Origin of the sequence: Pseudoalteromonas sp. XI10, assembly GCF_001469895.1 — a bacterium.
In the GTDB taxonomy this organism is placed as follows: domain Bacteria; phylum Pseudomonadota; class Gammaproteobacteria; order Enterobacterales; family Alteromonadaceae; genus Pseudoalteromonas.
The window spans coordinates 1-26,196 of record NZ_LOPY01000048.1; the positions used below are offsets into that span (position 1 = coordinate 1).

Below are 26,196 nucleotides of genomic sequence, written 5' to 3' on the forward strand. Positions count from 1 at the left end.
TGCCTCCCCTATGACTTTTTTCGGCGTTAAAACGCCTCCTACACCTCGTATCTCGTTCCTAGAAACTCGTACCTTTCCCCTTTACTCTTTCTAACTCGCTAACTTTTCAATCTGATAGCTCTTATGCTCATCGCGCGAAATAAATTTCACGCCTACGGATGAGCATTTCAATTTAACTATTCGCAGGCACAATCTAATCTAACTTCTAACAACTGATACCTATTATCTCCATTTTTTGTTCGGCGTTAAAACGCCTCCTACAACTCGCATCTCGTCCCTCATAACTCGCTGACTTATACTTTTACGAACCATACAGCGCTTTCATCAATTGACGCAGGTTCTTTTGATTAGTTTCCGTCTTAACCAGCGCTTTTAAACGGCTTTTCACCTCTGGTTTTGACTTCGCTTGTTGACTTAACGCCGATATAGCGGCACTTCGAATATCTCTTGGGTGACTAGGGTCAGCAAAGGCGTAAATACTATCTACTTGTTCTGCATCTAACTCATTATTACCCATTGCCTTTAAAATCGCCCCTTGCGTTTTACTATCAGTTTCTTGATTTAGTTGATTACTCAAGTAATTTAAACTGGTTTTACTTGGCATTTTTGCCAATGCCTCTGCCGCATTTAGGCGTAACCTTGGACTGTCGCCAGCTAAATAATCACCAATAAGCTGTTGATGATCATAGTCTCCACTATTACCCAGTGCGGTGATTAGGGCGGATGCTTTTTGCTCCGTTGCACTTGAACTTAATGAATCAGCTAACTTTTGGGTTAACTGACTCGAAAACTCACTGCCCTGCTGATTTTTTGCAATCGCCCCCATTACCATTAAAGCACTATGAGCCAGCTTTGAATTTTCTTCATCAAGACCATATGACATGGAATACTCAAAAATCGCCTCAACCTGTAAGTCAGTTAACGGTTTTTCACTGTATTTTAGTGCCATTAAACTTCTAAAGCGCTGATTTGGAGAAAATAAACCAGGCTCAACAAATACCTCTGTCAGTAATTGTTTTGAATTAACTGAGTCATGCTTACCTAAGTACATAAACAATTTACTTTCCAAAGGATCTGCAATTGCCTTTGTTGAAATAAGCTCTTTTAAACTCATCAAATACTGATCATTATCATAAAGAAATTGCAAAAGCGTTTTTCGGTCTCCCTCTAGCCAATCCATACTTTTTAAAGCAGTGATAAACGCTTCAGTATTTTTTAAGGGTTGAGGCGGCGCTTTAGGGTACACCCAATCTGTGCTTAAATTTTCCCATTGATTAGGGTCTTCGGGTAATTGTAGTAACCTTGCATCATCGGGTATCGATTGATTTGAACGGTTTAAACTTAACGTTTGCAGTACCTCAATATTCATACTTCCATCACTACTACTGACTTGAATATGACTATTTCCGAGGGTTTTTGTTAACCAGCACTTATCGTTTTCAAAAGTAAACTCATCACTAATAATGTTCGCCGCTTCCAACTGCATTAGCTTTTTCGCAGCATTAGTGCTTTGCCTAGTGTCGGTTGGTTCTAAATAACTGAGTTTATTTCGCTTTAGTTTGTTATCAGCTAACACTGTGTAGAGTGATTTGTACTGACCAATATCATCACGTTCTTTAACCCAATACTTATCCCCCTGTAAATTTTCAGGGGGTTTTGCACGGTGAAAGGCACGGTATAAAGCAATCAGCTTTTGTTGATCAGCCGCTTTTAATTTAGCGTTAAACCGATAATCTAAAACTTCACCTGAGTTATTGCTAATTTTCACAGCAAAAGGCACAGCATACTCATTGCTGGTACTCACTGTTTTATTCAACTTTGCTTGAGCTTGGTACAGCTCAAAACCCAACCAGTGAAATTTTTCTTCAACTAACAAAGGCCGATAAATTAACCACCCTTGCAAGTCAAACTGGCTTTTTGAGGGGCTATTCATCGAAACAATATTAGTATCTGCTTTTGATTGAAGTTCACCCCAAACAGTACAATGAGGCACTGCATAAGCGGCCGAAACATAGCCTAATAAAGTGCCAAATAATAAACTCAGTTTAATTAAACGCATTATACCTATGCCTTCATACTAATAATTTAAGGTTGCTGATTCGTCTAAAATTGTCCAGCTTTTATCGTACAAGGTACTGGTATCGTAGATAGTTTGAGTTTTGGTTTTTGTCTTAATCTTGCAACACCACTTGTATTTAGGGTATTTCACATAAACATAAAATTCACCGGAAATAGCCTCAATATCATTTGTTACATCAATTCCTAAGGTTATTTTAGAATCAGTGATAGCTTTAGCTAAATCTGCATAAAGTGTGGCATTAAATGTATCTGCAATAATCAAGAAATCGATACCAACACCGCCACTTGCAACGCCCAAATTTATTTCTGCAGTAGCATAAGCATCCATGCTGGCAGTAACAATATCTCCCCCTAAGTCAATTCGGCTATTGCTGTAAGCTAAACCAACACCTAAATCCAAGCTACCAGTGACACCTGCCTCCACTGTCACCGGAACAATTACAATGGTGAACGTCGTTTCAACAACTTTTTGCTCTTCGCTCCAGCTATATCCTAAAGACTTGTCTAAGGCCGTTAACGTGTCGCCCTCGTCAATTAAAGTGTCACCCAGCACACTAAAGTTTGCTGCATAAGTAATCTCACCATCACTTACATTGGCACTCGCTTCAGCACTGGCACTAACCAAACTCGCTGATTTATCAAATAGGTAAAGATCTAAATCGGCTTCAACTAGCCCCTCGGCTGAACCACCATTACTAGAAGAAACATTCATATAGCTATAAAAAGAAGGGCTGATAGCCACAGCGTCACTGTCACCATAAGTAGCACTCCAACTGCCAACTTTTGCCAACGTTGTTGCTGTAGCAGCAGTAGTCTGCATCGCTGATACTGAAGCTACTGTTGTTTTATTACTATTTAGCTCTACCGATTGTGCAGTACTCACTTCATCATGATAAAGCGCATAAGGTACTTCAACAGTAATACTATTATTGTCACTGTGAGCTTCAATTTCATCAGAGCTGTCGTGGAAGGTAAATGTCATACTAAAACTATTCTCACCACCTTCGTGATCAAAATCATCGTGTATGGCTTTTAGCAATACGCCATTTACTGCAACATCCCAAGGAAAGTAATGAGATTGCTCATGATCAGGAAACTTAATACGCATCGTCTCCATATAAGCTTGCGCTTGCTCATTCCATAAGTGAGCATGATAAGTCGTTTCGCCGATGGTTATTGTTGCACTGATGTCAGCCTCGTTGACTGAATTACCAAATTTGGTGGCATTAATAAAGCCTATTAAATCAGGTACTTTCTGTGTTGGTTCACCAGTACCTGTGGTATCTCTTTTACCCGGACCAGGAAAAATAGCAAAGCCGTCGCCTACTTTAAGTTTATCTAAAACAAAATCATGGTAATGACCATCACTAATGGTTACTGAGCTGTAGGTTGTTTCGTCACCAGACTCAATGCCACGGGATTTATTATCTGTAACATCAACTTCGTTTGAGATCACACCACTTGTGTCAACAAAAGCGGCAATGACAAATTCACCCGCAGCGAGATCTTCATTTGGCAAAATTAGTGTTGCCGTATGATTTTGCTCGCCTTCTTGTAACTGCTCAATATAAAACTCACCCAAATCGTAGCCATCTGGCTCATCTTCAGTTTCGAGCTCAGCGACTTTACTTCTTTCAATTAAAATAAATGAAACACCAACATGCTCATTCGTTAATAAGGTTGTTTCGGTGCTGAAATCAACTGTGATCTGTTGTCCTGGTTGATAAACGTCATCAGATACTGGGGTCATAGATTTCAACGCTACATTAGCAACAGCTTCTTGTTCGGTAGAGTCATCATCAGAACACCCAACTATTGAAAGTAGGGATAAAGCCAACACAGCACTAATCCTTTTAGACTGATTCATATTACGATTCCTAATTATTGATTGTAATTTCGACAAACTATTAATTAATAAAACTCATACTTCTACTCAAAGTCCGACCGACTTATTTTCGAAACGGTTAAGCTTTAACCCACTCAAATTGGGGTACAAAAGGTTCATATTTCAAAGGGTAAATCACAATAATGGATGAATTATGGAGGGATAAAAATTTTTAATAGGTGCGAGGGACGAGGTGCTAGGTGCTAGGTGCTAGGTGCTAGGTGCTAGGTGCTAGGTGCTAGGTGCTAGGTGCTAGGTGCTAGGTGCTAGGTGCTAGGTGCTAGGTGCTAACAGCATAGTGTTGGTTATGGGTTGGTATACAAAAGAAAGAGCTAATTCTAATTCCTATTTCATAAATCATAAAACCAGCAAAAAAGCCGATTAAGATCAGTCGCGATCAATTGCTAACTCCTCAATTTTCTCATACTATCAATTTGTTCACACACAGAGATTAAACATGACCGATGATATTTTGACCATTCAAGAGGTCGCAACCTACTTAAAGCTAAATGAAAAGACGGCTTATCGTCTTGCAAGTGAAGGCAAATTACCTGGGTTCAAGGTTGGTGGAAGTTGGCGATTTAAGCGCGTAGATTTGGAAAAGTGGATTGAAGAACAAAAACAAAAATAAGGACGTTATATGATCCCTAGTTATCAAGAATTCATGCGCCCCTTTCTCGAAATTGCTCATAAAGCAGATGGCAAAGAGGTTAGGTTACGCGATGTGATAAATCAGTTAGCTGATAAGTTCTGTCTAACTGAAGCGGAACGTGAAGAGACACTGCCAAGCGGCAGACAATCTATTCTTGATAACCGTGTTGGTTGGGCTAGGACTTACCTAACCAAAGCAGGCTTGCTTGAAACTACACGACGAGCACATTTTGTGATCACCGCTCGTGGTATATCAGCTTTGCAAGATCCCAGTGTTAAAATTGACAATGACTATCTAAAGCAATTTGACGAATTTGTAGCATTTAAGCAAAAGGCAAATGAATCTGATACGCCTAGCGTTGGCGTAGAGTCAGACAAAGACATCACCCCTGATGAAGCACTAAGAGCCGCATACAAAAAGATTAACGATGCACTAGCGCAAGATATCCTCGATAGAACCCGTAAAGTCACCCCAGCGTTTTTTGAAGACCTGTTGATTGAGCTTCTCGTCGCAATGGGATATGGCGGTACAGGCGATGGTGCAGCTCATGCACTAGGTAAAACAGGTGACAATGGTGTAGACGGCGTAATAGACCAAGACCCACTGGGTGTTGATCAAATCTACATCCAAGCCAAACGTTATGCCGAAGGCAATAACGTAAGTGCCGGAGACATCCGAGACTTCTTTGGAGCGCTAAATCTTAAAAAAGCGCAGAAAGGTATTTTTATTACTACTTCTGAGTTCACCGCATCAGCCATCGAAACAGCACAAAATTTAGGTACTCGCATTGTACTTATCAACGGCACTGAAGTAGCGAAGCTCATGCTGCGATATAATATTGGCAGTCGAGATGAACAGATATTACATCTGAAGAAAATAGACGAAGAATTCTTCGAAGGATAAAGGATTGAGGCGCCATCATGGATAAAAAAGCACTATCAGAAAGAGATATTTGTACCAAATATATAACACCTGCAATTGAAAAGGCGGATTGGAAACAAAATCAATTTCGAGAAGAAGTAAAACTTACTGATGGTCGCGTGATGGTTAAAGGTCGACTGGCGGCCCGCGTTAAAAATCCTGACAAAAAAGGTGGCCCTAAGAGAGCTGATTACATCCTATATGCAAAGCCTAATCTTCCAATCGCCGTGATTGAAGCAAAAAAGAATACACTATCCATTGGACATGGGATGCAACAAGCTCTTAGCTATGCGGAGATGCTAGATATTCCATTCGCTATAAGTAGCAATGGCGATGGATTTCTCTTCCATGACAGAACAGGACTTACATCACCTGTAGAAAGAGAGTTAAATCTCGACGAATTTCCAACGTTACAGTCGTTGTGGCCAATTTATCAACAGTGGAAAGGCTTAACAACAGAGTCATCTGAATCGATAGTTTCTCAACCCTATTACAGTGATGGGAGTGGAAAGGAACCTAGGTACTATCAGCGTGTTGCCATCAACAGAACAATAGAAGCGATTGCCAAAGGGCAAAATAGAATCCTTCTTGTTATGGCGACCGGAACAGGTAAAACATATACCGCGTTTCAAATTATTTGGCGACTATGGAAATCAAAAGCGAAGAAGCGAATCTTATTCTTGGCAGATCGCAACATCTTGGTTGACCAGACAATGCAACAAGACTTTGCACCATTCGGCGAGGTGATGCATAAAGTTACCAATCGAGAAGCAAAGAAGAATTACGAAATATACCTTGCTCTTTACCAAGCAGTTACCGGTAAAGAAGAATGGAAGCAGATTTATCGTCAATTCCCTGCTGACTTTTTCGATTTAGTTGTGATTGATGAGTGTCATCGCGGGAGTGCAAAAGAGGACTCTGCGTGGCATGACATTCTTAAATATTTCGAAAGCGCTACACACATAGGCTTGACGGCTACACCAAAAGAGAAAAAGCCTGTTAATGGCGAAATTATAAATCCTGAATTTAATATCAAGTATTTCGGCGAGCCCATTTACACCTATTCGCTAAAACAGGGGATAGAAGATGGCTTTCTCGCACCTTATAAGGTTGTTCGTATAGCAACAAACGTTGATGCACTTGGCTACACTCCCGAAAAGGGAAAAACGGATAAATACGGCCAAGAAGTGGAGCAACGCCAGTACAATACTAAAGACTTCGACCGAAATCTGATTCTAGAAAAGCGCACGCGTTTCGTCGCGAAAAAAGTATGGGAATACTTAGAAAATACCGATCCAATGGCAAAAACTATCGTGTTTTGTGACGAACAAGATCACGCTGAAAGAATGCGCCAAGAGTTGGTCAAGCTTATACCTGCCGCTGCAAATAATCGCCGCTACGTTATGAGAATTACTGGAGACGATAACGAAGGCAAAGCTCAATTATCATATTTCATTGATAACGACGAGCCTTTCCCAGTGATAGCAACCACCTCTAAGCTACTAACAACGGGTGTGGATGCTAAAACCTGTAAACTGATTGTTCTTGATCAAAACATAAACTCAATGACTGAGTTCAAGCAGATCATCGGCAGAGGAACTCGATTAAGAGAAGACTATAACAAACTCTACTTCACCATTATGGACTTCAAGGGTGCTACTCGCCTATTTTCAGATCCTGATTTTGATGGTGAACCCGTCATTATTTATGAACCTGATGAAGATGATCCAGTAGTTCCGCCAGAAGAAACTGAAGAAGGTATTGCGCCTCATGATTCAACGCTGCTAGATGACACTTCGCCGCCACAGCCAGAAGATACTTCTGAAATCCGAGAACCTAAAAAGAAATTTTATTTAGATGATGTGGATGTGGACCTAGCCGCAGAGCGCTCTCAGTATCTTGACGCGGATGGTAAACTCATCACTGAAGATTATAGAGTCTTGTTAAAAGACCAAATCGAACAGTCATTAAAAGAGAGTTTTGGTACACTTAATGTTTTTTTAAAACGCTGGAACGAAAGCGATAAGAAACAAGCCATAATCGATGAATTGGCAGAGCAAGGTATCAAGTTAGAATTACTTCAACAAGCTATCCCTAACGGCGAAGAGCTAGATGTATTCGACTTAGTAGCACATGTAGCGTTTAACCAGAAGCCTTTAACCCGCAAAGAACGAGCAAATAACGTTAAAAAACGTGATGTATTCGGGAAATATGGCGAACAAGCCAAGGCTGTACTTGAAGGGTTGGTTGAAAAGTTTGCTGAACATGGCGTTCAAGACATTGAAAACCCTCGGGTATTAGAGCTACCTCCTTTTGATCAGTTAGGTAGTAAAACCCAAATTCGACGCGGTATTTTTGGCGGTGTAGACCAATATCAAAACGCTATTAAAGAATTAGAAACCGAATTATATAAAGATGATTTAACTGCATAGTCATCATATAAAGATTGAGATTAGAAAATAAATGAACTTAAGTAGCACAATTAAAAGTATTCAAGACATCATGCGAAAAGATGATGGTGTTGATGGCGATGCCCAGCGACTCGGCCAATTAACTTGGATGCTGTTTTTAAAAGTCTTCGATCAACGCGAAGAAGAATGGGAAGACGATGACGCAAGCTATAAATCGCCTTTACCAGAAGCGCTCCGCTGGCGCAACTGGGCAGCTTATGTTCCAGGAGTAGATGGCAAAAAAGCCCCACAAAAAGCCGCTAGCGACATCATTGGCTTTGTGAACAACCAACTGTTCCCTGCATTAAAAGAGCTGGAAATACCTGTGTTCGATGCAGAGAAGGACAATGCAACTTCGGTTGCCCTCTACAAAGTGATTCGCGGTGTCTTTGAAGACGCCAACAACTACATGAAATCTGGTACCCAATTATTGGCGGTAATCGAAAAGCTCGAAGACGCCATTAACTTTCACGACTTTAAAACCCGTGCCAATATCGGCGATGTATATGAACAACTGCTTAACGATCTGCGCGGTGCAGGTAACGCCGGAGAGTTTTACACCCCGCGCGCCATCACCGCCTTTATGGCTGACCGTGTTAACCCCCGTTTGGATAAACGAGAAACCGTTATGGATCCGGCTTGCGGAACCGGCGGCTTCTTAACCGCTGCTATTGATCACCTGCGCAATCAGCTCACCACGAAATCGGGCGCCGAAGACAAGCGCGCTATTGAAGCTCTCATTCACGGCATCGAGAAAAAGCAACTGCCACACCTACTATGCACCACCAATATGCTGCTGCACGGCATTGATGTTCCCAGCCAGATTGAACACAAAAACACTCTGGGCAAAGGTTGGAATGAATGGAACAATAACGACAAGGTAGACTGTATCATTACCAACCCTCCTTTCGGTGGATATGAAGACGACACAGTGGGGGGCGATTACCCAACCGATTTAAAAACCCGCGAAACCGCCGATATGTTTATGGCGCTGATCATCAAAAAACTGTTAAAAGAAAATGGCCGCGCCGCCGTGGTGCTGCCCGATGGATTTCTATTTGGTGATGGCATCAAAGGCACCCTTAAAAAACTGCTGCTGCAAGAGTGCAACCTGCACACCATTATCCGCCTGCCAAAAGGCGTGTTTGCCCCTTATACCACCATTAAAACCAACCTGCTGTTTTTTACCAAAGGCGCGCGAGTAGACGATGGCAGCGAACACTTTCACACCGATACCATCTGGTTTTACGAGCACCCGTACCCAGCAGGCTACAAAAGCTACAGCAAAACCAAACCTATCCGCTTAGAGGAATTTAAACCTGAGCAGGATTGGTGGGGCGACGAAAGTGATGACTTTGCCAGCCGTGAAGAAAACGAATTCGCTTGGAAAGTTGATTTCAAAAGCAAACGTGAACAAGCCGAAGCCGCCGCTGCGCCCCACTGGGCGAATGCCGAAAGCTTAAATAACCAAGCAAGCATTCTGGATAATCGCATCCGTGATTTGCGTGATTCTATTAAAGGCGTCAGTGACAAAAGTCAGCGCCAAAGCGTAGAAGATGACATCGAAGTTTTAAAAACAGAAAGTGAAGGACTACGCCTAAAAGCGCGTGACGCACAAGCCGCAGGAGATCGCCTTTATTGGCCAATTTTCAATCTTGATGAATCGAATCCCAATAAGCCTCAAGAAGAAAGCCACGACCCAGACGAGTTGCTGATTAAATACAAAAAGCTATTAGGTGAAATTGAAGAAACTGAAAACCAGCTTAAAAGTGAACTGGCCTCTGCGCTTTCTCACCACTTTAGCGATGAGGAAGCCTGATGAACGCACAACAGTTTTTGGCCGAGTTTGGCCATATTGCCAATGCGCCGGGGGGAGTTCATGAGTTGAGAGGGATGATCCTTCAGCTAGCCATTACCGGTGGGCTCTCTAGTCCAATAGAAAGCGATGGCAACGTTACTCAGCAACTAGGTTCATGTCGTTCGAGGATTGAAGGCGCAGTAAAAGACAAAACTTATAAACGGATTCCGCCCAGTGAATTTTCAACAAAAGCCTTCTTATTAAATTCAATTCCTTCACATTGGACGTGGGCAAAGCTAGGTGATATCTCCCACCAAATTACCGATGGAACTCATAAAACGCCTCAATATCGGAGTCAAGGTGTTGTTTTCTTGTCGATTAAAAATATTAGTTCGGGGACACTCGATTTAACGGATATTAAGTATATTTCCGAAGAAGAGCACCTAGAAATTAATAGCCGCTGCAATCCGCAAAAGGGTGACATTCTCTTTTGTAGAATCGGAACTTTAGGCAGGCCATACATAGTCGATATGGAATTTCCTTTTAGTATTTTCGTTAGTTTAGGTCTAATAAAATTTGATCAAGAATTTGTTCTTCCCCAATATCTAAAGTTAGTCTTGGAGTCGCCTCATATGCTGAACCAATATGAATTGGTGAAGGCCGGAGGTGCTCACACCAACAAACTAAATCTGAAGGTAATGCCGGGACTTCCAATCCCATTGCCCCCAACCGAAGAACAATTCCGCATTGTGGCCAAAGTCGGTGAGCTTATGGCCTTATGCGATCAACTGGAAGCGCAGCAACAAAAACGCCGCACCCTGCAAAACCACCTGCGTCAAGCCACCCTGCAAGCCGTTGCCGCCAGCCAAAGCCCACACGAACTGCAAGAAAGCTGGCAACGCCTGCAAGCCCACTTCGGCCAATTGTTTTCTGCTCCGGAGGATGCGAGTGATTTACGCCAAGCTGTTCTTGACCTTGCTGTATCTGGTCGTCTCAGTGAGTTTTCAGAATCGGATGAGCCATCTAAAGTTTTAAAAGGAAAAATCCTCTCTGCTAAAGAGCTTGGTATATCAACAGGTTCTTTTTCCCGCAAGAAACAAGTTAAACCAGAAGTGTTAGAAGAAACCGTTCTCCCTTCACATTGGGAAACCATCACACTTGATGAAGCGATATCAAAAATTGATGCCGGTTGGAGCCCTGCTTGCTTACCGAACGCTAGAGCAGATGAAAATAAATGGGGTGTTTTAAAAACCACTTCCGTACAAGTACTGCGGTTTTTGCCAAGCGAACACAAAGAGCTGCCAGTGTCACTTGATCCCCGTCCGCAATACCAAATTCAAGTTGGGGACATTCTGATAACCCGAGCAGGCCCAAAGAATCGAGTAGGTATTTGCTGTGTAGTGGATGATGCTCCGGCGAAACTCATGATTTCCGACAAGCTCATTCGATTTCACATAGTTAACGGTCTTATTAACCCCAATTTTGTAGCACTGTGTTTATCAGCTGGAGAACCTGGCCGGATAGTTGAGCGTTTGAAGTCAGGGATGGCAAGCAGTCAGATGAACATCTCTCAGAATAAATTACGTTCAATAACAATTCCTCTGCCGCCAATTGAAGAGCAGCTTCGTATCCTTGAAAAAGTTGATTCCTTCATGGACGTCGTAAACGGATATAGTGAGAAGCTTCATGCAATTTCGAACGTAGCTGAACAGGTCGCTACGGCTACAATCTCTACACTCACTGGCATCGCCATCGAACAAGAAGAGGAACCTATGAAAGCCCCACAAACTGAACTGGTAGCCCTAGTGCGTTTAGGCACCCCACCCAATGTTAAAGCACAAGCACCATTGGCCACTATTCTTGCTCGCTATAACGGCGAGATGAGTGCTAAAGATTTATGGCAACGTTTTGGTGGCGAAATTGATGCTTTTTATGCGCAATTAAAAGCCGAAGTTGCCCATGGCTGGATACTTGAACCAGAAAAGGCTGAAATGCTAGAAAAAATAGAAGAATAAAAGGATTTGTTATGCAGTTACGTTATTTAGCCATTCCTCATTTTCGCAACTTACGAGATGTAGAAATGAACTTTGCCATTGAATTATCACATAGTTCAAGTACCGGCAAATCTGAAGAGTCTAAGCGTATTCGAAGCCATGCCTTAATTGGACAGAACGGTACAGGTAAATCTAATTTAATTGAAGCATTAATCACGCTTTTTCGTGACATAGATCTCGACCGTGAGGCTGCATTTGATTACACAATAGAATATGAAATTCGTGGACACATAGTACGCGTTGAAGCCGATACATCTAGGCAAAAAAGACCATTTGTTTGGGTCGATGGTGATCGTGTGAGCCAAGAGTATTTGACGAAAAACGATTCACCTGGAAAGCAAGAACGCGATTATCGACGAGGTCCTCGCCTACTTCCTAGTCACATTTTCGCCTATTACTCTGGTCGCAATGAACGTATTGAAGCTTTATTTCAAGAACATCAACGCCGCTTCAATCAGCGTATGGAGATTAATACCCGTATCGTAATTCCTGAAGAGGCATTTATCCATGGTGATCCAGATGATATAGCACGCCTTATAGAGTCTAAACGGGTTGAAAGTCGCTTAAATGACGATCGCCTCAGACGTTTATTTTACTGTCGTGGCGGCCATAGCCAATTGGTTTTATTGGCCTGCTTACTATCTGATGATCCTGTTTTCAAAAAAGTTTTGGATAACTTACATATTGAATCCTTAGAGTCAGCGCTTTTCGTTCTCAAAGAGCCTCACCGTTTGCGTGAAAAACGCCGAAATGGGAAATTCGATGAAAATGAACTCAATGAAGGCGATCCTCGCTTCTGGTATGCCCGAGGTAATGTGGTCAGTGAATTCCTTGATAAACTCTGGCAGGTTTCATGGGCTCCAATTGAACAAGAAGCAACTAAGCAAATTGATTTTCGTGGTCGTACAGAAAAGCAAAAACAACTCTATTTATTTGTACCTGACAAACACAAACTAAAGGAACTAGGTGAGTTGGTTGGCAGCCCAGATAGCTTTTTCCGTTACGCCGAAGGTGCTTACATTGGCGATTTGATTGATGAAGTAAGAATTACCGTAAAGAAACGCGATGAACACGGTGGAAAAGTGAGTTTTACACAACTGTCAGAGGGTGAACTTCAGATGCTGACAGTGCTTGGCCTTATGCGTATAACCAGAGAAGACCAATGTTTATTTTTGCTTGATGAACCAGATACGCATTTAAATCCAATTTGGAAACTTCGTTACTTCGACGACATTGAGGGTGTGCTAACTACTGAGAAAGACTCTAAGTCACAAAGTGAATCGCAGATTCTCATCACCACTCACGATCCTATGATGGTTGGTTCACTTAAGAAAGAGCAAGTTCATATAATCAAAAATAATGGCGATAAAACTCTTGTTGAGCAACCGGATGAACACCCTCAGGGAATGGGAGTAACAGGCTTACTAAAAAGCGAGCTATTTGGTTTAACCTCAACGCTAGATGTCGAAACAGAGCGAAGGTTATACCGCCGGAATGAGCTATTCGCCAAAGAAAATAAAACCTCTGAAGAAAACGACGAACTGGCCAGGCTAAGTCAAGAACTCGCTGATTTAGGTTTCTCAATGGCCGAATTCAAAGATCCTGTTTATGCAATGTTTGTTAGGAAGATGGCACAACATCGCAAATTCAATAAACCATCCCTTACTGCGGATGAGATAAAAGAGCAGGATGAAATTGTCGATAGTATCATTGACGACATTTTGAACGGGGAAGAGTGATGCGTTACATAAATATGAATGGCCTTACTCCGGTTAATACTCCTGCAAACCCTGATTTTCCTGACTGGATTCCTTGGACGGAACAACAATGGCAAGAGTGGCTTAGTCGATCTCGTCAATACAATAGACGGCTCACCGAACTTCATAATGCTGGAGATTTCGAAACCAGGAACGACTATATTAACGCCCGCTCAACTCATTGGGGCAGACTCAAGGAATGGCTTAAAGTTTTATCTTATGGGAAATGCTGGTTCTCTGAAGTTAGAGACCTCTATTCTCACTATGACGTTGAACACTTTCGCCCGAAAGCCAAGTCTAAATCTACAGACGGTACAGAAAGAGATGCTTATTGGTGGCTGGCTTTTGATTACACAAATTATCGCCTTTGTGGAAATGTAGGTAATCGTAAAAAAGGAAACTGGTTTCCTCTAAGAGTAGGTTCTTTAATTTCTTCCTTCCAAACTCAAAATGAAGAGTCAGAGGAACCATATTTGTTAGACCCAGCCGACGCTGATGACGTCTCGTTAATATCCTTTGATGAAGAAGGAAAAGCAGTTCCGTCACCTGGCGCTACTGAATGGGAAACTATGAGAGTAGAGGAAACTATCAAGCGCCTTAAACTTAACGAGCATAACGACCTTGCAGAAGCAAGAAGGAAAGTTTGGCTGGATGTGTCAACAGAAATAGACGAATACCTAAAGCACAAAGCAAGATGCAATAATGGTGGTAATCCCGTTGCCAGAGAAAAAGTCAGAGCGCATTGTGTAAATATCAGAAATATGACTTTACCCAACGCTGAACTATCATCAGTAGCAAGGTGGTGTGTCATGTTTCGCAATGACCCGCAGCTTTCAAGGCTGGTAGCCTAAATATTGACTACATTAATATATCAAAAAAGCGAACCATCTCTGGTTCGCTTTTTTATTTTACTGACCTCAAAATCCAACTATCGGTTGCAAACTTTATTTAAGTTGCAAACTTAATTCCGATAGTTGCATTCTTTATTCGAGATCGACAATCAAACCTTAGTCACGGTATGTCTCTACCGCTGGGCATGAACAAACTAGGTTACGGTCGCCGTATACGTCGTCGATACGCGTTACTGTAGGCCAGAATTTGTCTTTTGCTACGCTTGGTACTGGGAATGCTGCGTAGAAACGGTCGTATGCACGATCCCACTCATTGCCTAGTACGTCTGCTTGTGTGTGCGGTGCAAACACTAGCGGGTTGTTTTCAATTGACCATTCGCCAGATGCGATACGGTCGATTTCTGACTTGATTGACACCATTGCTTCGATGAAACGGTCGATCTCAACTTTAGATTCAGACTCAGTTGGCTCAATCATTAGCGTGCCAGCTACTGGGAATGACATAGTTGGTGAATGGAAACCGTAGTCTTGTAGACGTTTAGCTACGTCCATTTCAGTGATGCCTGTTTGCTCTTTAAGTGGGCGTAGGTCAACAATACATTCGTGCGCAACGCGGTTGTTACGGCCACGGTATAAAATTGGGAAGTGCTCGCTTAGCTTCTCAGATAAGTAGTTAGCGTTCACGATAGCCATTTCTGTTGCTTGTTTTAAGCCTTCAGAGCCCATCATGGCAATGTATGCCCACGAGATTGGTAAAATAGCTGCTGAGCCGTAAGGAGCAGCAGAAACCGCACCGTTACCGATGTTTGTGCCAGCAACATTAATTACGCTGTGGTTAGGCATAAATGGCGCTAGGTGAGATTTAACACCGATTGGACCAACACCTGGACCACCACCACCATGTGGAATACAGAATGTTTTGTGTAGGTTAAGGTGCGATACGTCAGAACCGATTGAACCTGGGCTTGTAACACCTACTTGCGCGTTCATGTTTGCGCCGTCCATGTACACTTGGCCGCCGTGCTCATGCACGATGTCACAGATTTCACGAATTGTTTCTTCGTAAACACCGTGTGTAGATGGGTAAGTGATCATGATACAAGATAGGTTTTCAGATACCTCTTCGGCTTTCGCTTTAAGGTCTGCCATATCAACGTTACCGTTTTTATCACAGTCAACAACCACAATTTTCATGCTTGCCATTTGTGCAGACGCTGGGTTTGTACCGTGCGCTGAACTTGGGATCAAACATACGTTACGGTGACCTTCACCGCGTGACTCGTGGTATTTACGAATCGCGATTAAGCCTGCGTATTCACCTTGTGCACCTGAGTTAGGTTGTAGTGAAACTGCATCGTAACCTGTGATGTTTACTAACCAATCATGTAGCTCAGTCATCATGATTTGGTAACCCGCTGCCTGATCAAGTGGGCAGAATGGGTGTAAATTTGCAAACTCAGGCCAAGTGATTGGGATCATCTCAGCTGTCGCATTAAGTTTCATTGTACATGAACCTAATGAGATCATTGAGTGGTTAAGCGCTAAGTCTTTGTTCTCTAGGCGCTTGATGTAACGCAACATTTCAGTCTCGCTGTGGTACGAGTTGAAGTTAGGGTGCGTTAAAATTTCGTCATCGCGTACTAGGCTTGCAGGAATAGAGTTGCTGCCGTTTACTTCGATTTCGTTTGCTAATGCATCAACGCTTAGGCCGTGATCTTCACCTAAGATGATGTCGAATAACTCAGCTACGTCTTCACGCGTTGTTGTTTCTGATACAGAAATTGAGTATTCACCTGCGCGGTTAGACGCAAAGTTAACGCCGTGCTCTACTGCACGTGCAACGATTTCGTCTTTGTTATCTGCAACAACAGTCAGTGTATCGAACCATGTGTCGTGCTTAAGGTTTACACCTTTCGCTTTTAAGCCTGCTGCTAAGATGTCAGCAAAACGGTGGATACGCTCAGCGATAGTTTTAAGGCCTTGTGGACCGTGGTAAACCGCGTAGAACGCTGCCATGTTCGCTAGTAGTACTTGCGCTGTACAGATGTTTGAGTTGGCTTTTTCACGACGAATGTGTTGTTCACGTGTTTGCATTGCCATACGTAGTGCGTCGTTACCTAAACGGTCTTTAGAAACACCGATAATACGACCTGGTAGTGAACGCTTGTACTTGTCGCGTGTTGCAAAGAATGCAGCGTGTGGACCACCGTAACCCATAGGTACACCAAAACGCTGTGCTGAACCAAGTACTACGTCTGCACCTAGTTTACCTGGTGCTTTAAGCATTAATAAGCTCATGATGTCTGCAGCAACACAGGCAATCGCTTTTTTGTCTTGTACTTGTGCGATTAGGTCAGTTACGTCAGTGATTTCACCGGTTGTTGATGGGTATTGGAATAATGCACCAAAAATCTCATGATTAGCCGCTTCGCTTGCAGGACCAACTACTACCTCAAAACCAAACTGGTCTGCACGTGTAGCAACAACGTCGATTGTTTGTGTGTGAACGTCATCAGCAATGAAGAAGATGTTTGCTTTTTTAGCTTTAGCAACACGTTTTGCAAGGCCCATTGCTTCTGCAGCAGCCGTTGACTCGTCAAGTAATGACGCGCTTGCTAAATCAAGACCAGTTAGGTCTAGGGTCATAGTCTGGAAGTTTAATAATGATTCTAAACGACCTTGTGCAATCTCTGGTTGGTATGGTGTATACGCAGTGTACCAGCCTGGGTTCTCAAGTACGTTACGTAAAATTACGTGTGGTACGTGAGTTGGGTGGTAGCCTTGACCGATATATGATTTGAACACTTTATTTTTGCTTGCTACTGATTTTAAGTAGCTTAGTGTTTCAACTTCAGTGCGGCTTTCGCCAATTGATAAACCTTGCTCTAAGCGAATGCTTGCAGGTACCGTTTGACCGATCAGCTCTTCAACACTCGATACTCCAAGAGCGCTCAGCATGTCGCTTACTTGCGCTGGGCTTGGCCCAATGTGGCGGCGAATAAAATCTTGCTTTTGCTCTAATTGTTCAAGAGATTTGGCGTTTGACATTTGTCCAGATTCCTATGATCCAAAAAAAAGTGGTTACTGCCAATGGGTAACTGGCAATAACTTAAAAACAGGTTGATTCAGTAACTTACAGCGTATGGAAAAGTAAGCTATAAAATCATAAAAGCCCCAGTGAAACCCAAGCTACGCATTTAATTAGCTGGGGATCTAGACGGGGCTTTTAGTCGGCGTGACTAATTAATTAGTCTTCGTCGATTGTGTTAGCGTAGCCTTCAGCGTCTAACAGGTTATCAAGCTCTGATGTGTCAGATGCTTTGATACGGAATAACCAACCGTCAGTGTACGGGTCGTTATTTACTGTTTCAGGCGAATCTTCAAGCTCTTCGTTGATTGCAACGATTTCACCGCCGATTGGTGCGTAGATGTCTGATGCTGCTTTTACAGACTCAGCTACTGCGCAGTCTTCACCCGCGTCAACTTCATCACCAACTTCTGGTAGTTCAACGAATACCATGTCGCCAAGAAGTTCTTGTGCGTGCTCAGTGATACCTACAGTAAACGTACCGTCACCTTCGTCGCGAACCCACTCGTGTGAAGTAGCATATTTTAATTCGCTTGGGATATTGCTCATCTTTTTGTTCCTTTGGTTTATATTGGGTGATAACACCAAATTTTTTATAGTTTAGATAACTGATTTGCCGTTACGTACAAAGCAAGGTTTAACAACCTTAACGTTAACCAGTTTTTTACGCATCTCTACTTGGGCTGTTTCGCCAGTTGAACGCGGAACGCGTGCTAGCGCAACACTGTGACCAAGAGTTGGTGAGAATGTACCAGAGGTAATCACCCCTTCACCACCTTCAACGATGACTTTTAAACCGCTACGCAATACGCCTTTTTCTTCAAGCACTAAACCAACTAGTTTGTCTGTGCTCTTGTCAGCGCGTTGCTGTTCTAATACTTCACGACCGATAAACTTACGATCTTCTGGCTCCCATGCGATTGTCCACGCCATGTTTGCAGCAAGTGGAGAAACACTTTCGTCCATATCTAGGCCGTAAAGGTTCATACCCGCTTCAAGACGTAACGTATCACGTGCACCTAGACCTGCTGGCGCTACGCCTGCGTCTAGAAGTTGTTGCCATAAATCAGCAGCTTGATCGTTAGGCACTACGATTTCATAACCATCTTCGCCAGTATAGCCTGTTGTCGCAATAAATAAATCACCTGCTTGCACACCAAAGAAAGGCTTCATACCTTCAACAGCAGCTTGTTGCTCTGCGTTAAGTACTGTTGCTGTTTTAGCACGTGCGTTAGGGCCTTGAACGGCAATCATTGCAAACTCTGGACGCTCAGTAACCGTTACGGCGAAATCAGCCGAAACTTTAGCTAAATGCGCTAAATCTTTTTCACGTGTTGCTGAGTTAACAACTAAACGGTAGTTCGTTTCTGAGAAGAAATAGATGATTAGGTCGTCGATTACGCCGCCTTCTTCGTTAAGCATACCAGTGTAAAGTGCTTTACTCGGTACAGTTAACTTAGCAACGTCGTTTGCAACTAGCTTACGTAAGAACGCTTGTGCTTGCTCGCCTTGAATATCGACAATAGTCATGTGAGATACGTCAAACATACCTGCATCTGTGCGAACCGCATTATGCTCTTCGATTTGTGAGCCGTAGTTGATTGGCATTTCCCAGCCGTGGAAATCAACCATTTTTGCGCCAGCTTCAAGGTGCTTAGCATGTAAAACTGTTTTAGAAGTCATAATATTCCTTCACTTTTAAATTAACCCACAAGTTGTGGGGCGTGGCCTCAATTTAATGAGGGGGAATAACATGGGCGGCGATTATACATTAGTTGCACAGTTGTCACACCCAAATTGCGATTTTGTAACTAAAAAACAGCTAAACACCCAAGTGCGTAGCTGTTTTAAAAATTTTATCTTTTAAGCAACGTTGGCTAAGGCTAAATCAAAGCCGAGCTGCTGTAAGTGCGTTTGCCATTTATCAAGCTCTGCTTGGCGCGCCACCAGCTGAAATTGCTGTGTTGCTTGGTTATCTATGGCGGTAATAAATACCTCACCGCTTTGTGCACCATAACAGCTGCGCATGTCTGATAAACGCAGCCCCGGCGTTAGCTTAAAGCTGTCGACCAAAGCATCAAACGCCTGCTCACCACTTAGGGTTAGCGCGCTTAAATCGTCACGCATTACATAATCAATGTCGTAACGTAGTTGTTGCTCATTAATAAGCGACTGTAATTGCACGCTGGCATCTTTACCTAATACAAAACGAAATGCAGTTTCGTTAAAGTAATACAGGGCATAAGCGTAGCTGCTTGTTAGGTCATCGTCTAATGAACTACGTAAGCCTAAACCACTGGCGGTTAGCTTATTAATATCAAGACCTAAAATAGCCGTTAAAAATGGGATTGCTTCAGTGCCACTAAAATCCATAATGGCAGTATCGCTATTTGCTTGTAGCACGTTGTCTGCTGGGGTCTCAGCTTGGCTGTGACGAGCAAACATTATTGGCGTAAAAGTCATATGTGACACCTATCAATCGTTAATGCTTGAAGTATATTGCGCCGTGCTGGCAACAACAAATTGTAATTATTTATCAATTGATAAATAATGCTTATATACATAGCCCTATAAATAGAATTTTTTAATGAAAAACATTTCTACCGATAGTTTACGTACTTTAGTCACTGTTGTTGAAGTTGGCGGATTTGCCAAAGCAGGTGAATTATTAGGGCTATCGCAACCGGCTGTGAGCTTACAAATAAAGCGCCTTGAAGACATGCTTGGCCATAAGCTGTTTAAAAAGCAAGGCCAGCGCCAAGTGCTTAATCAATACGGCGAATTGCTTATGCCATTAGCTAAGCAAATGCTGCAACAAAACGATGCCATTTTGCAGCAGTTCACCAGCGAAAACGTAACAGGTAAAGTGCGCTTGGGGATCCCCAGTGAATTTGCCGCACGTATTTTACCTTCGATCATTGGTGACTTCGTGGCTCTCTACCCTGATGTATCGCTCGAAGTGCGCTCTCGTTTGAGTAAACATTTGTTGTCGGTCTCGCGTCAAGATCAATTCGATTTAGTTTTGGCATTAAACGAAGAGCTAGAATCTGCCAAGTTCCCTATTTTTATGCAAGACCAACTAGTATGGGTGGGCGATTTAAACCTTGCACAGAACGATGTGGTAACGCTTGTAACCGCCCCTGAGGGATGTATTTATCGTCGCCGAGCAATCGAGGCGCTACAAAGTGCGGGTATTAAATACCGCATTGCCTACAGTAATGCCGACTTAACCGGCCTAACTGCGGCATTAAAAGAAGGCTTAGGCATTACGGTACTTGCAAAAAGCACCGTTCCGAATGATCTTAACTACCAAATACAAACCAAAGACCTCCCCGAGCTTGGTCAAATCGGTATTAGTTTAATTAAACGCACCGACGACCCCGGCACCGCCGTAGACAAACTCGCCGAATTCATCGCCTTGCGTTTGACGTAGGATTGAGTTGCGAGTTGCGAGTTGCGAGTTTCGAGTTTCGAGTTTCGAGTTTCGAGTTTCGAGTTTCGAGTTTCGAGTTTCGAGTTTCGAGTTTCGAGTTTCGAGTTTCGAGTTTTCAAAATTGTAGCAGCGATTTTATATCGCGTAGTAAATGAAATATGTAGTCGTTCTGCTTGCATGACACGTTTTAAATAGATCATCGCGCGAAATAAATTTCACGCCTACTGTGCTAGGTGCTAGGTGCTAGGTGCTAGGTGCTAGGTGCTAGGTGCTAGGTGCTAACAGCATAGTGTTGGTTTCGAATTGGTAAAGGGAGCTCCCTACCAAATCGACTTTTCTCGGCGTTAAAACGCCTCCTACAACTCGCATCTCGCAAACTTTCCCCTTTACTCTTTCTAACTCGCTAACTTTTTCAATCTGATAGCTGATGACTCCATACGTTGGGTTTCGCTACGCTCTACCCAACCTACAAGCTGATAGCTTCTTTACCCTTTCCCCTTGCGACTCGCTAACTTGGGTATTTTAATCTAACTTCTAACCACTGATATCTAATATCTCCATTTTTTCGGCGTTAAAACGCCTCCTACGTCTCGTATCTCGTCCCTCGGAACTCGTACCTTTCCCCTTTACTCTTTCTAACTTGCTAACTTTTCAATCTGATAGCTGACGGCTCCAAGCGTTGGGTTTCGCTACGCTCTACCCAACCTACAAGCTGATGGCTCCTCCTTGTTAAGTTTTACTTAACATCAAGCAAAACCCCAAACTAGTATTACAATACTACTATATTCATTATATTTGATTTATTTCATAAACTTACAGTTCAGACTTATTTTATTACAAATAGGATTGATTCGCATTTTTTTACATGTTTTAATTGCGCCGGTTAAAAAAATCTAAACACATACAGGACACACAATGACACCTAAGTTTATTGTTTCTACGCTTTCGACTGCGGTCGCTTTGTCTTTAAGCGCTAATGCTTTTGCAAAAGATGTAACTAAAGAAGAGAAGAACTTCGAGCAAATCACTGTAATTGGCTCTGCATCTGCAATTAACGATATTCCTGGCTCTGCTACTTTTATTGATGAGCAAGAACTAGAAAAGTTTGAATATACTGATATCTCTCGTGTTTTAAGTGCTGTACCGGGTGTATATGTACAAGAAGAAGACGGCTACGGCCTTCGTCCTAACATCGGTATGCGTGGTACGGGTACGGGTCGTAACGACAAAATCTCAGTAATGGAAGATGGTGTACTTGTCGCACCAGCACCTTACTCAGCGCCTTCTGCTTACTACTTCCCTACAATGGGTCGTATGGAGTCAATCGAAGTACTTAAAGGTGCGGCTTCTGTTAAGTATGGCCCGCGCACAACAGGTGGTGTTTTAAACTTAGTTTCTCGTAGCTTACCAACTGAAGGGTCTAAAGGTTTACTTAACGCTGAGCTTGGTAGCGATGGTTTCTACAAAGGTCATGCTTACTTCGGTAAAAAGAAAAACAATGCAGCGGGCCTTGTAGAAGTATTCACTTACGGTGCAGATGGCTTTAAAGATTTACCAGTAGGTAGCGACAACACAGGCTTCGAAAAGAACGATTTCTTATTAAAGTTTGGCTTTGACTTTGGTGATAACGAAGCACACAGCTTAGAAATGAAATTAAAGTATTCAGACGAGCGCTCTGACGAAACTTACATGGGCTTAACTGACGCTGATTACCAAGCAACCCCTTACCGTCGTTATGCTGCATCGCAAAACGATGAAATGAACACACAACACAATGCATACCAAATCAACTATGCATACCGCTTTGGTAAAGGTTACGAGCTACTTGCTACAGCTTACCTAAACGATTTCCACCGTAACTGGTACAAAGCAAGCAAAGTAAGCAGCAGCTACCTTGAGCAATACAGCGAGTTTGAAGCAAACCCAACGAGCGAAGGTATTGAAGGTGTTGGTGTAAAAGCGAATAACCGTGATTACCAAGCGAAAGGCTTACAAACTGAATTCCATATCCCAGCGGGCAACCACTACATCACTGTTGGTGCACGTTACCACGAAGATGAAATGGATCGTTTCCAATGGGAAGACAAGTACACGCTTAATCAAGACCTATCAATGACGCTTACAGAAAAAGGCGTTCCAGGTTCAAACAGCAACCGTTTAGATAGCGCAGAAGCGACGACTCTTTTCATTCATGATGAGTGGTCACTTGATGCATTAGTCATTAGCGCAGGCCTTCGCTACGAAGACATCACAATCAAACGTGTTGAATGGGCTAAGTCTGATCCAAAGCGTGAAAATGGCTTAACAAAAGATATCAGCAACGACACTGAGATCTTAGTACCATCACTAGGTGCTACTTACACTGTAAGCGATAACCTAACGCTTCTTGCTGGTATTCAAAAAGGTTACGCACCAGCAGCCCCTGGTAATGCGGATCAAGAAGAAGAAGAGAGTGTTAACATTGAGCTAGGTGGTCGTTACGATTACGCTGGCATTCAAGGTGAAGTAATTTACTTTAACTCTGACTACACAAACATGCACGGTAACTGTACTGCGGCTGTAGGTTGTAGCGATGATAACATTGGCGACCAATACAACTACGGTGAAGTATCTGTGTCTGGTTTTGAGCTAAGCGCAGGTAAAGTGTTTGCTACTAACGCAGCTTCATTCCCAGTACGCTTAACTTACACTTACACTGATTCTCAGTTCGACAATGCGTTTGAATCAGATCTTTGGGGTAGCGTAGAAAAAGGCGATGCAATGCCATACGTACCTGAAAACCAATTAGCGCTTTCAGTGGGTGCTGAGTTCTCAAGCTTCGTATTCGATACGCAAATGCGTTATGTATCTGATGCTCACGCAGATTTAACAGACTCAGGTCGCAATGCAATCGACAGCCGCGTTGTGTGGGATTTAGCAGCTAAATACCTAATCGACGACAAACAAAAAGTATACCTAACAGTAGACAACCTGTTTGACAAAACCTACGTTGCAAACCGTGCAAACGGCGGTATTCAACCAGGTAAACCACGTACTCTACAACTAGGTTACAGCTACTCGTTCTAATAAAACGCTTAGCGAATATCAAAAGCCGTGTGATGAAAATCCCACGGCTTTTTTGTGGGTGTGAGTTAGTGAGTTGCGAGTTGCGAGTTGCGAGTTGCGAGTTGCGAGTTGCGAGTTTTCAAAATTGTAGCAGCGATTTTATATTGCGTAGGAATGTTTAAAGGTGCTAGGTGCTAGGTGCTAGGTGCTAGGTGCTAGGTGCTAGGTGCTAGGTGCTAGGTGCTAGGTGCTAGGTGCTAGGTGCTAACAGCATAGTGTTGGTTGTGGGTTGGAATACCTATCCCTTGACTTTTTTCGGCGTTAAAACGCCTGCTACACCTCGTATCTCGTCCCTCGAAACTCGTACCTTTACTCTTTCTAACTCGCTAACTTTTTCAATCTGACTTCTAACCACTAATATCTAATATCTCAATTTTTTCGGCGTTAAAACGCCTCCTACAACTCGTATCTCGTCCCTCGAAACTCGTACCTTTACTCTTTCTAACTCGCTAACTTTTTCAATCTGACTTCTGACGACTGATATCTAATATCTCCCATGTGTTGGGTTTCGCTTCGCTCTACCCAACCTACAAACTTCTTTACCCTTTCCCCTTGCTAACTCGCTAACTTTTACCCACAAAAAAGCCGCGGTGATGGGCGTACCGCGGCTTTGCCTAACTTGAAAATAATCTACTGGATTACTTCCAGCTTCTCATCTTATGGCCTTTTAGGGCATAGAATAAAATGAATACATAACTTGGGATCATAACAATGTAAGCGCCTTGTGCGCCAAGGCCTGCTACGTTTCCTAAACCGATTAATAATGGGCCGAGTGCACCACCAGCAATACCCATGATCAATAAGCCTGATGCGGTGCCTGTTAAGCGACCTAAACCAGCTAAAGCCAGTGGCCAGATTGCAGGCCAAACCATGGCATTAGCAAAGCCAAGTAACGCAATGCATAACAATGGGTCTGGTAATTGTGGGCCACCAAATGGCACTAATAATAGGTTTGAAATAATGAACGAGTCATTGCTACCAAGTACCACTAACAACACGGTGATAATACCGGCAATACCCGACATTAATAACGCTGTTTGTTGGCTCATAAAGCGTGGAATAGTCAAAATACCAATCGCGTAACCAATCAACATACACGCCATGGTGTAAGAGGTCATAACTGAGTAATCAGCAACGCCAATTTGTAAAGCGTACGAGCCAATGGTATCTGCCGCAATAACTTCAACAGCAACGTATAAAGCAATACCCACTACACCTAAAACTAAGTGAGGGTGTGCTAAGGTTTCTTTAATTTCACCTTTGCCGTTTGATGTTTCGTCTTCATCAAAAACTAAATCAGGTAATGGTGCAAATTTGGCAAAGGCGGCAAATAACATGATTAAAGCAGCAATCAATACATAAGGCATGATAAGGCTATTTGCCATAATGTCTTTTTGCTCTTGTGATAATTTACCTGCGCCATCAACAACACCGCTTACTACTACAGCAGCAAAAATCACAGGCACGATAACACCCGCAAATTTGTTTAATAAGCCCATGATACACACGCGCACAGCGGCTGATTTTTCAGAGCCCATTTTCACCACGTATGGGTTAACGGCGGTTTGTAGTACGGTTTGTCCAACACCAATCATTAACTGTGCGAATAAGAAAATTTCGATCATTTGCAGTTTTGCAGCCGGAATATACATCAGCGCCGATAAAGCCATAATCGCACAGCCAATCGCCATACCATTCTTATAACCAACGCGCTTGATCAGCATAGCCGATGGGATACCGGCAACTGTTACCGCAATATAAAAAGAAGAGATAATAAACGAAGCTTGTAACGGCGAAAGCTCAAGCATTTGCTGCAAAAATGGTGTAATTGCACCATTAAGCCACGTTATACACCCTAAGATAAAAAACATTGAGCCGGCCAATACCATTGGCAGCCAGATGCTTTGTTTTGTGTTGTTGTCACACTCAACCGTTGCTTCCATAATTGTTCTCTTAGTTTAATTATTTTTATTTGGTAGGAATTTAGTATACAACTCAACAGAGCTGTTTAATTTCCATACCAATCACAAAAATTTAATCATACACTAACAAAAATGACAGCGCTATCATTTTGCGTTCATATAAGTGCAAAAAAGCCGCAGCTAATTGCTTAGCTGCGGCTT

16 protein-coding genes are annotated in these 26,196 nt (G+C 42.8%); 9 read left to right on the forward strand and 7 right to left on the reverse strand.

What is annotated here, in order from left to right; all coding sequences use genetic code 11:
- Positions 1-301 precede the first annotated feature (301 nt).
- The gene (locus AUR67_RS13140) at positions 302-2,059 is read right to left on the reverse strand and encodes a HEAT repeat domain-containing protein (protein ID WP_058585626.1); all 1,758 of its coding nucleotides are present in this window, start codon (positions 2,057-2,059) and stop codon (positions 302-304) included.
- Positions 2,060-2,077: 18 nt separating this feature from the next.
- Complete coding sequence (locus tag AUR67_RS13145) at positions 2,078-3,946, reverse strand: hypothetical protein (RefSeq protein ID WP_058585627.1); 1,869 nt, start codon at positions 3,944-3,946, stop codon at positions 2,078-2,080.
- 475 nt (positions 3,947-4,421) lie between these two features.
- Here AUR67_RS13145 and mads1 point away from each other — a divergent pair, with 475 nt between their 5' ends.
- Genes mads1 through AUR67_RS13180 form a run of 7 tightly spaced genes read left to right on the forward strand, consistent with a single transcriptional unit; the run spans position 4,422 to position 14,447 of the window.
- Complete coding sequence (gene mads1, locus AUR67_RS13150) at positions 4,422-4,595, forward strand: methylation-associated defense system helix-turn-helix domain-containing protein MAD1 (RefSeq protein WP_058585628.1); 174 nt, start codon at positions 4,422-4,424, stop codon at positions 4,593-4,595.
- 9 nt (positions 4,596-4,604) lie between these two features.
- Complete coding sequence (locus AUR67_RS13155; RefSeq protein WP_058585629.1) at positions 4,605-5,519, forward strand: restriction endonuclease; 915 nt, start codon at positions 4,605-4,607, stop codon at positions 5,517-5,519.
- Positions 5,520-5,536: 17 nt separating this feature from the next.
- Positions 5,537-7,969 (forward strand): EcoAI/FtnUII family type I restriction enzme subunit R, encoded by a 2,433-nt coding sequence (gene hsdR / locus AUR67_RS13160; protein WP_058585630.1) that lies wholly within the window; start codon positions 5,537-5,539, stop codon positions 7,967-7,969.
- A gap of 31 nt (positions 7,970-8,000) precedes the next feature.
- Positions 8,001-9,806, forward strand: a complete 1,806-nt coding sequence (locus AUR67_RS13165) for an N-6 DNA methylase (RefSeq protein WP_058585631.1) — start codon at positions 8,001-8,003, stop codon at positions 9,804-9,806.
- A complete protein-coding gene (locus AUR67_RS13170) occupies positions 9,806-11,800 on the forward strand; it encodes a restriction endonuclease subunit S (protein ID WP_058585632.1) in 1,995 nt (664 codons plus the stop codon). Before AUR67_RS13165 ends, AUR67_RS13170 begins: the two co-directional genes overlap by 1 nt.
- Before the next feature lie 11 nt (positions 11,801-11,811).
- Positions 11,812-13,578 carry an AAA family ATPase gene (locus tag AUR67_RS13175; RefSeq protein ID WP_058585633.1) on the forward strand — a complete coding sequence of 589 codons (1,767 nt, stop codon included), beginning with the start codon at positions 11,812-11,814 and terminating at the stop codon, positions 13,576-13,578.
- Positions 13,578-14,447: a hypothetical protein gene (locus AUR67_RS13180; RefSeq protein ID WP_058585634.1), complete on the forward strand. Its 870-nt coding sequence runs from the start codon at positions 13,578-13,580 to the stop codon at positions 14,445-14,447. The genes AUR67_RS13175 and AUR67_RS13180 overlap by 1 nt, the downstream gene beginning before the upstream one ends.
- 156 nt (positions 14,448-14,603) lie before the next feature.
- Here the strand turns inward: AUR67_RS13180 and gcvP are convergent, their stop codons facing one another.
- The 4 genes from gcvP to AUR67_RS13200 all read right to left on the reverse strand — a co-directional run bounded on the left by gcvP (position 14,604) and on the right by AUR67_RS13200 (position 19,998).
- A complete protein-coding gene (gene gcvP / locus AUR67_RS13185; RefSeq protein WP_058585635.1) occupies positions 14,604-17,495 on the reverse strand; it encodes an aminomethyl-transferring glycine dehydrogenase in 2,892 nt (963 codons plus the stop codon).
- A 199-nt stretch (positions 17,496-17,694) separates the two neighbouring features.
- The gene (gene gcvH, locus AUR67_RS13190) at positions 17,695-18,084 is read right to left on the reverse strand and encodes a glycine cleavage system protein GcvH (RefSeq protein ID WP_054551324.1); all 390 of its coding nucleotides are present in this window, start codon (positions 18,082-18,084) and stop codon (positions 17,695-17,697) included.
- Between the two features lie 51 nt (positions 18,085-18,135).
- On the reverse strand, positions 18,136-19,218 hold the full coding sequence (gene gcvT, locus AUR67_RS13195) for a glycine cleavage system aminomethyltransferase GcvT (protein ID WP_058585636.1): 1,083 nt from the start codon (positions 19,216-19,218) through the stop codon (positions 18,136-18,138).
- A gap of 180 nt (positions 19,219-19,398) precedes the next feature.
- Positions 19,399-19,998 (reverse strand): hypothetical protein, encoded by a 600-nt coding sequence (locus AUR67_RS13200; RefSeq protein WP_054560756.1) that lies wholly within the window; start codon positions 19,996-19,998, stop codon positions 19,399-19,401.
- Between the two features lie 124 nt (positions 19,999-20,122).
- Here AUR67_RS13200 and AUR67_RS13205 point away from each other — a divergent pair, with 124 nt between their 5' ends.
- Both AUR67_RS13205 and AUR67_RS13210 read left to right on the forward strand, forming a co-directional pair.
- A complete protein-coding gene (locus AUR67_RS13205) occupies positions 20,123-20,968 on the forward strand; it encodes a LysR family transcriptional regulator (RefSeq protein ID WP_058585637.1) in 846 nt (281 codons plus the stop codon).
- Between the two features lie 915 nt (positions 20,969-21,883).
- A complete protein-coding gene (locus AUR67_RS13210; RefSeq protein WP_058585638.1) occupies positions 21,884-24,034 on the forward strand; it encodes a TonB-dependent receptor family protein in 2,151 nt (716 codons plus the stop codon).
- A gap of 677 nt (positions 24,035-24,711) precedes the next feature.
- Here the strand turns inward: AUR67_RS13210 and nagP are convergent.
- Positions 24,712-26,016: an N-acetylglucosamine MFS transporter NagP gene (nagP, locus tag AUR67_RS13215; protein ID WP_055198117.1), complete on the reverse strand. Its 1,305-nt coding sequence runs from the start codon at positions 26,014-26,016 to the stop codon at positions 24,712-24,714.
- Positions 26,017-26,196 lie beyond the last annotated feature (180 nt).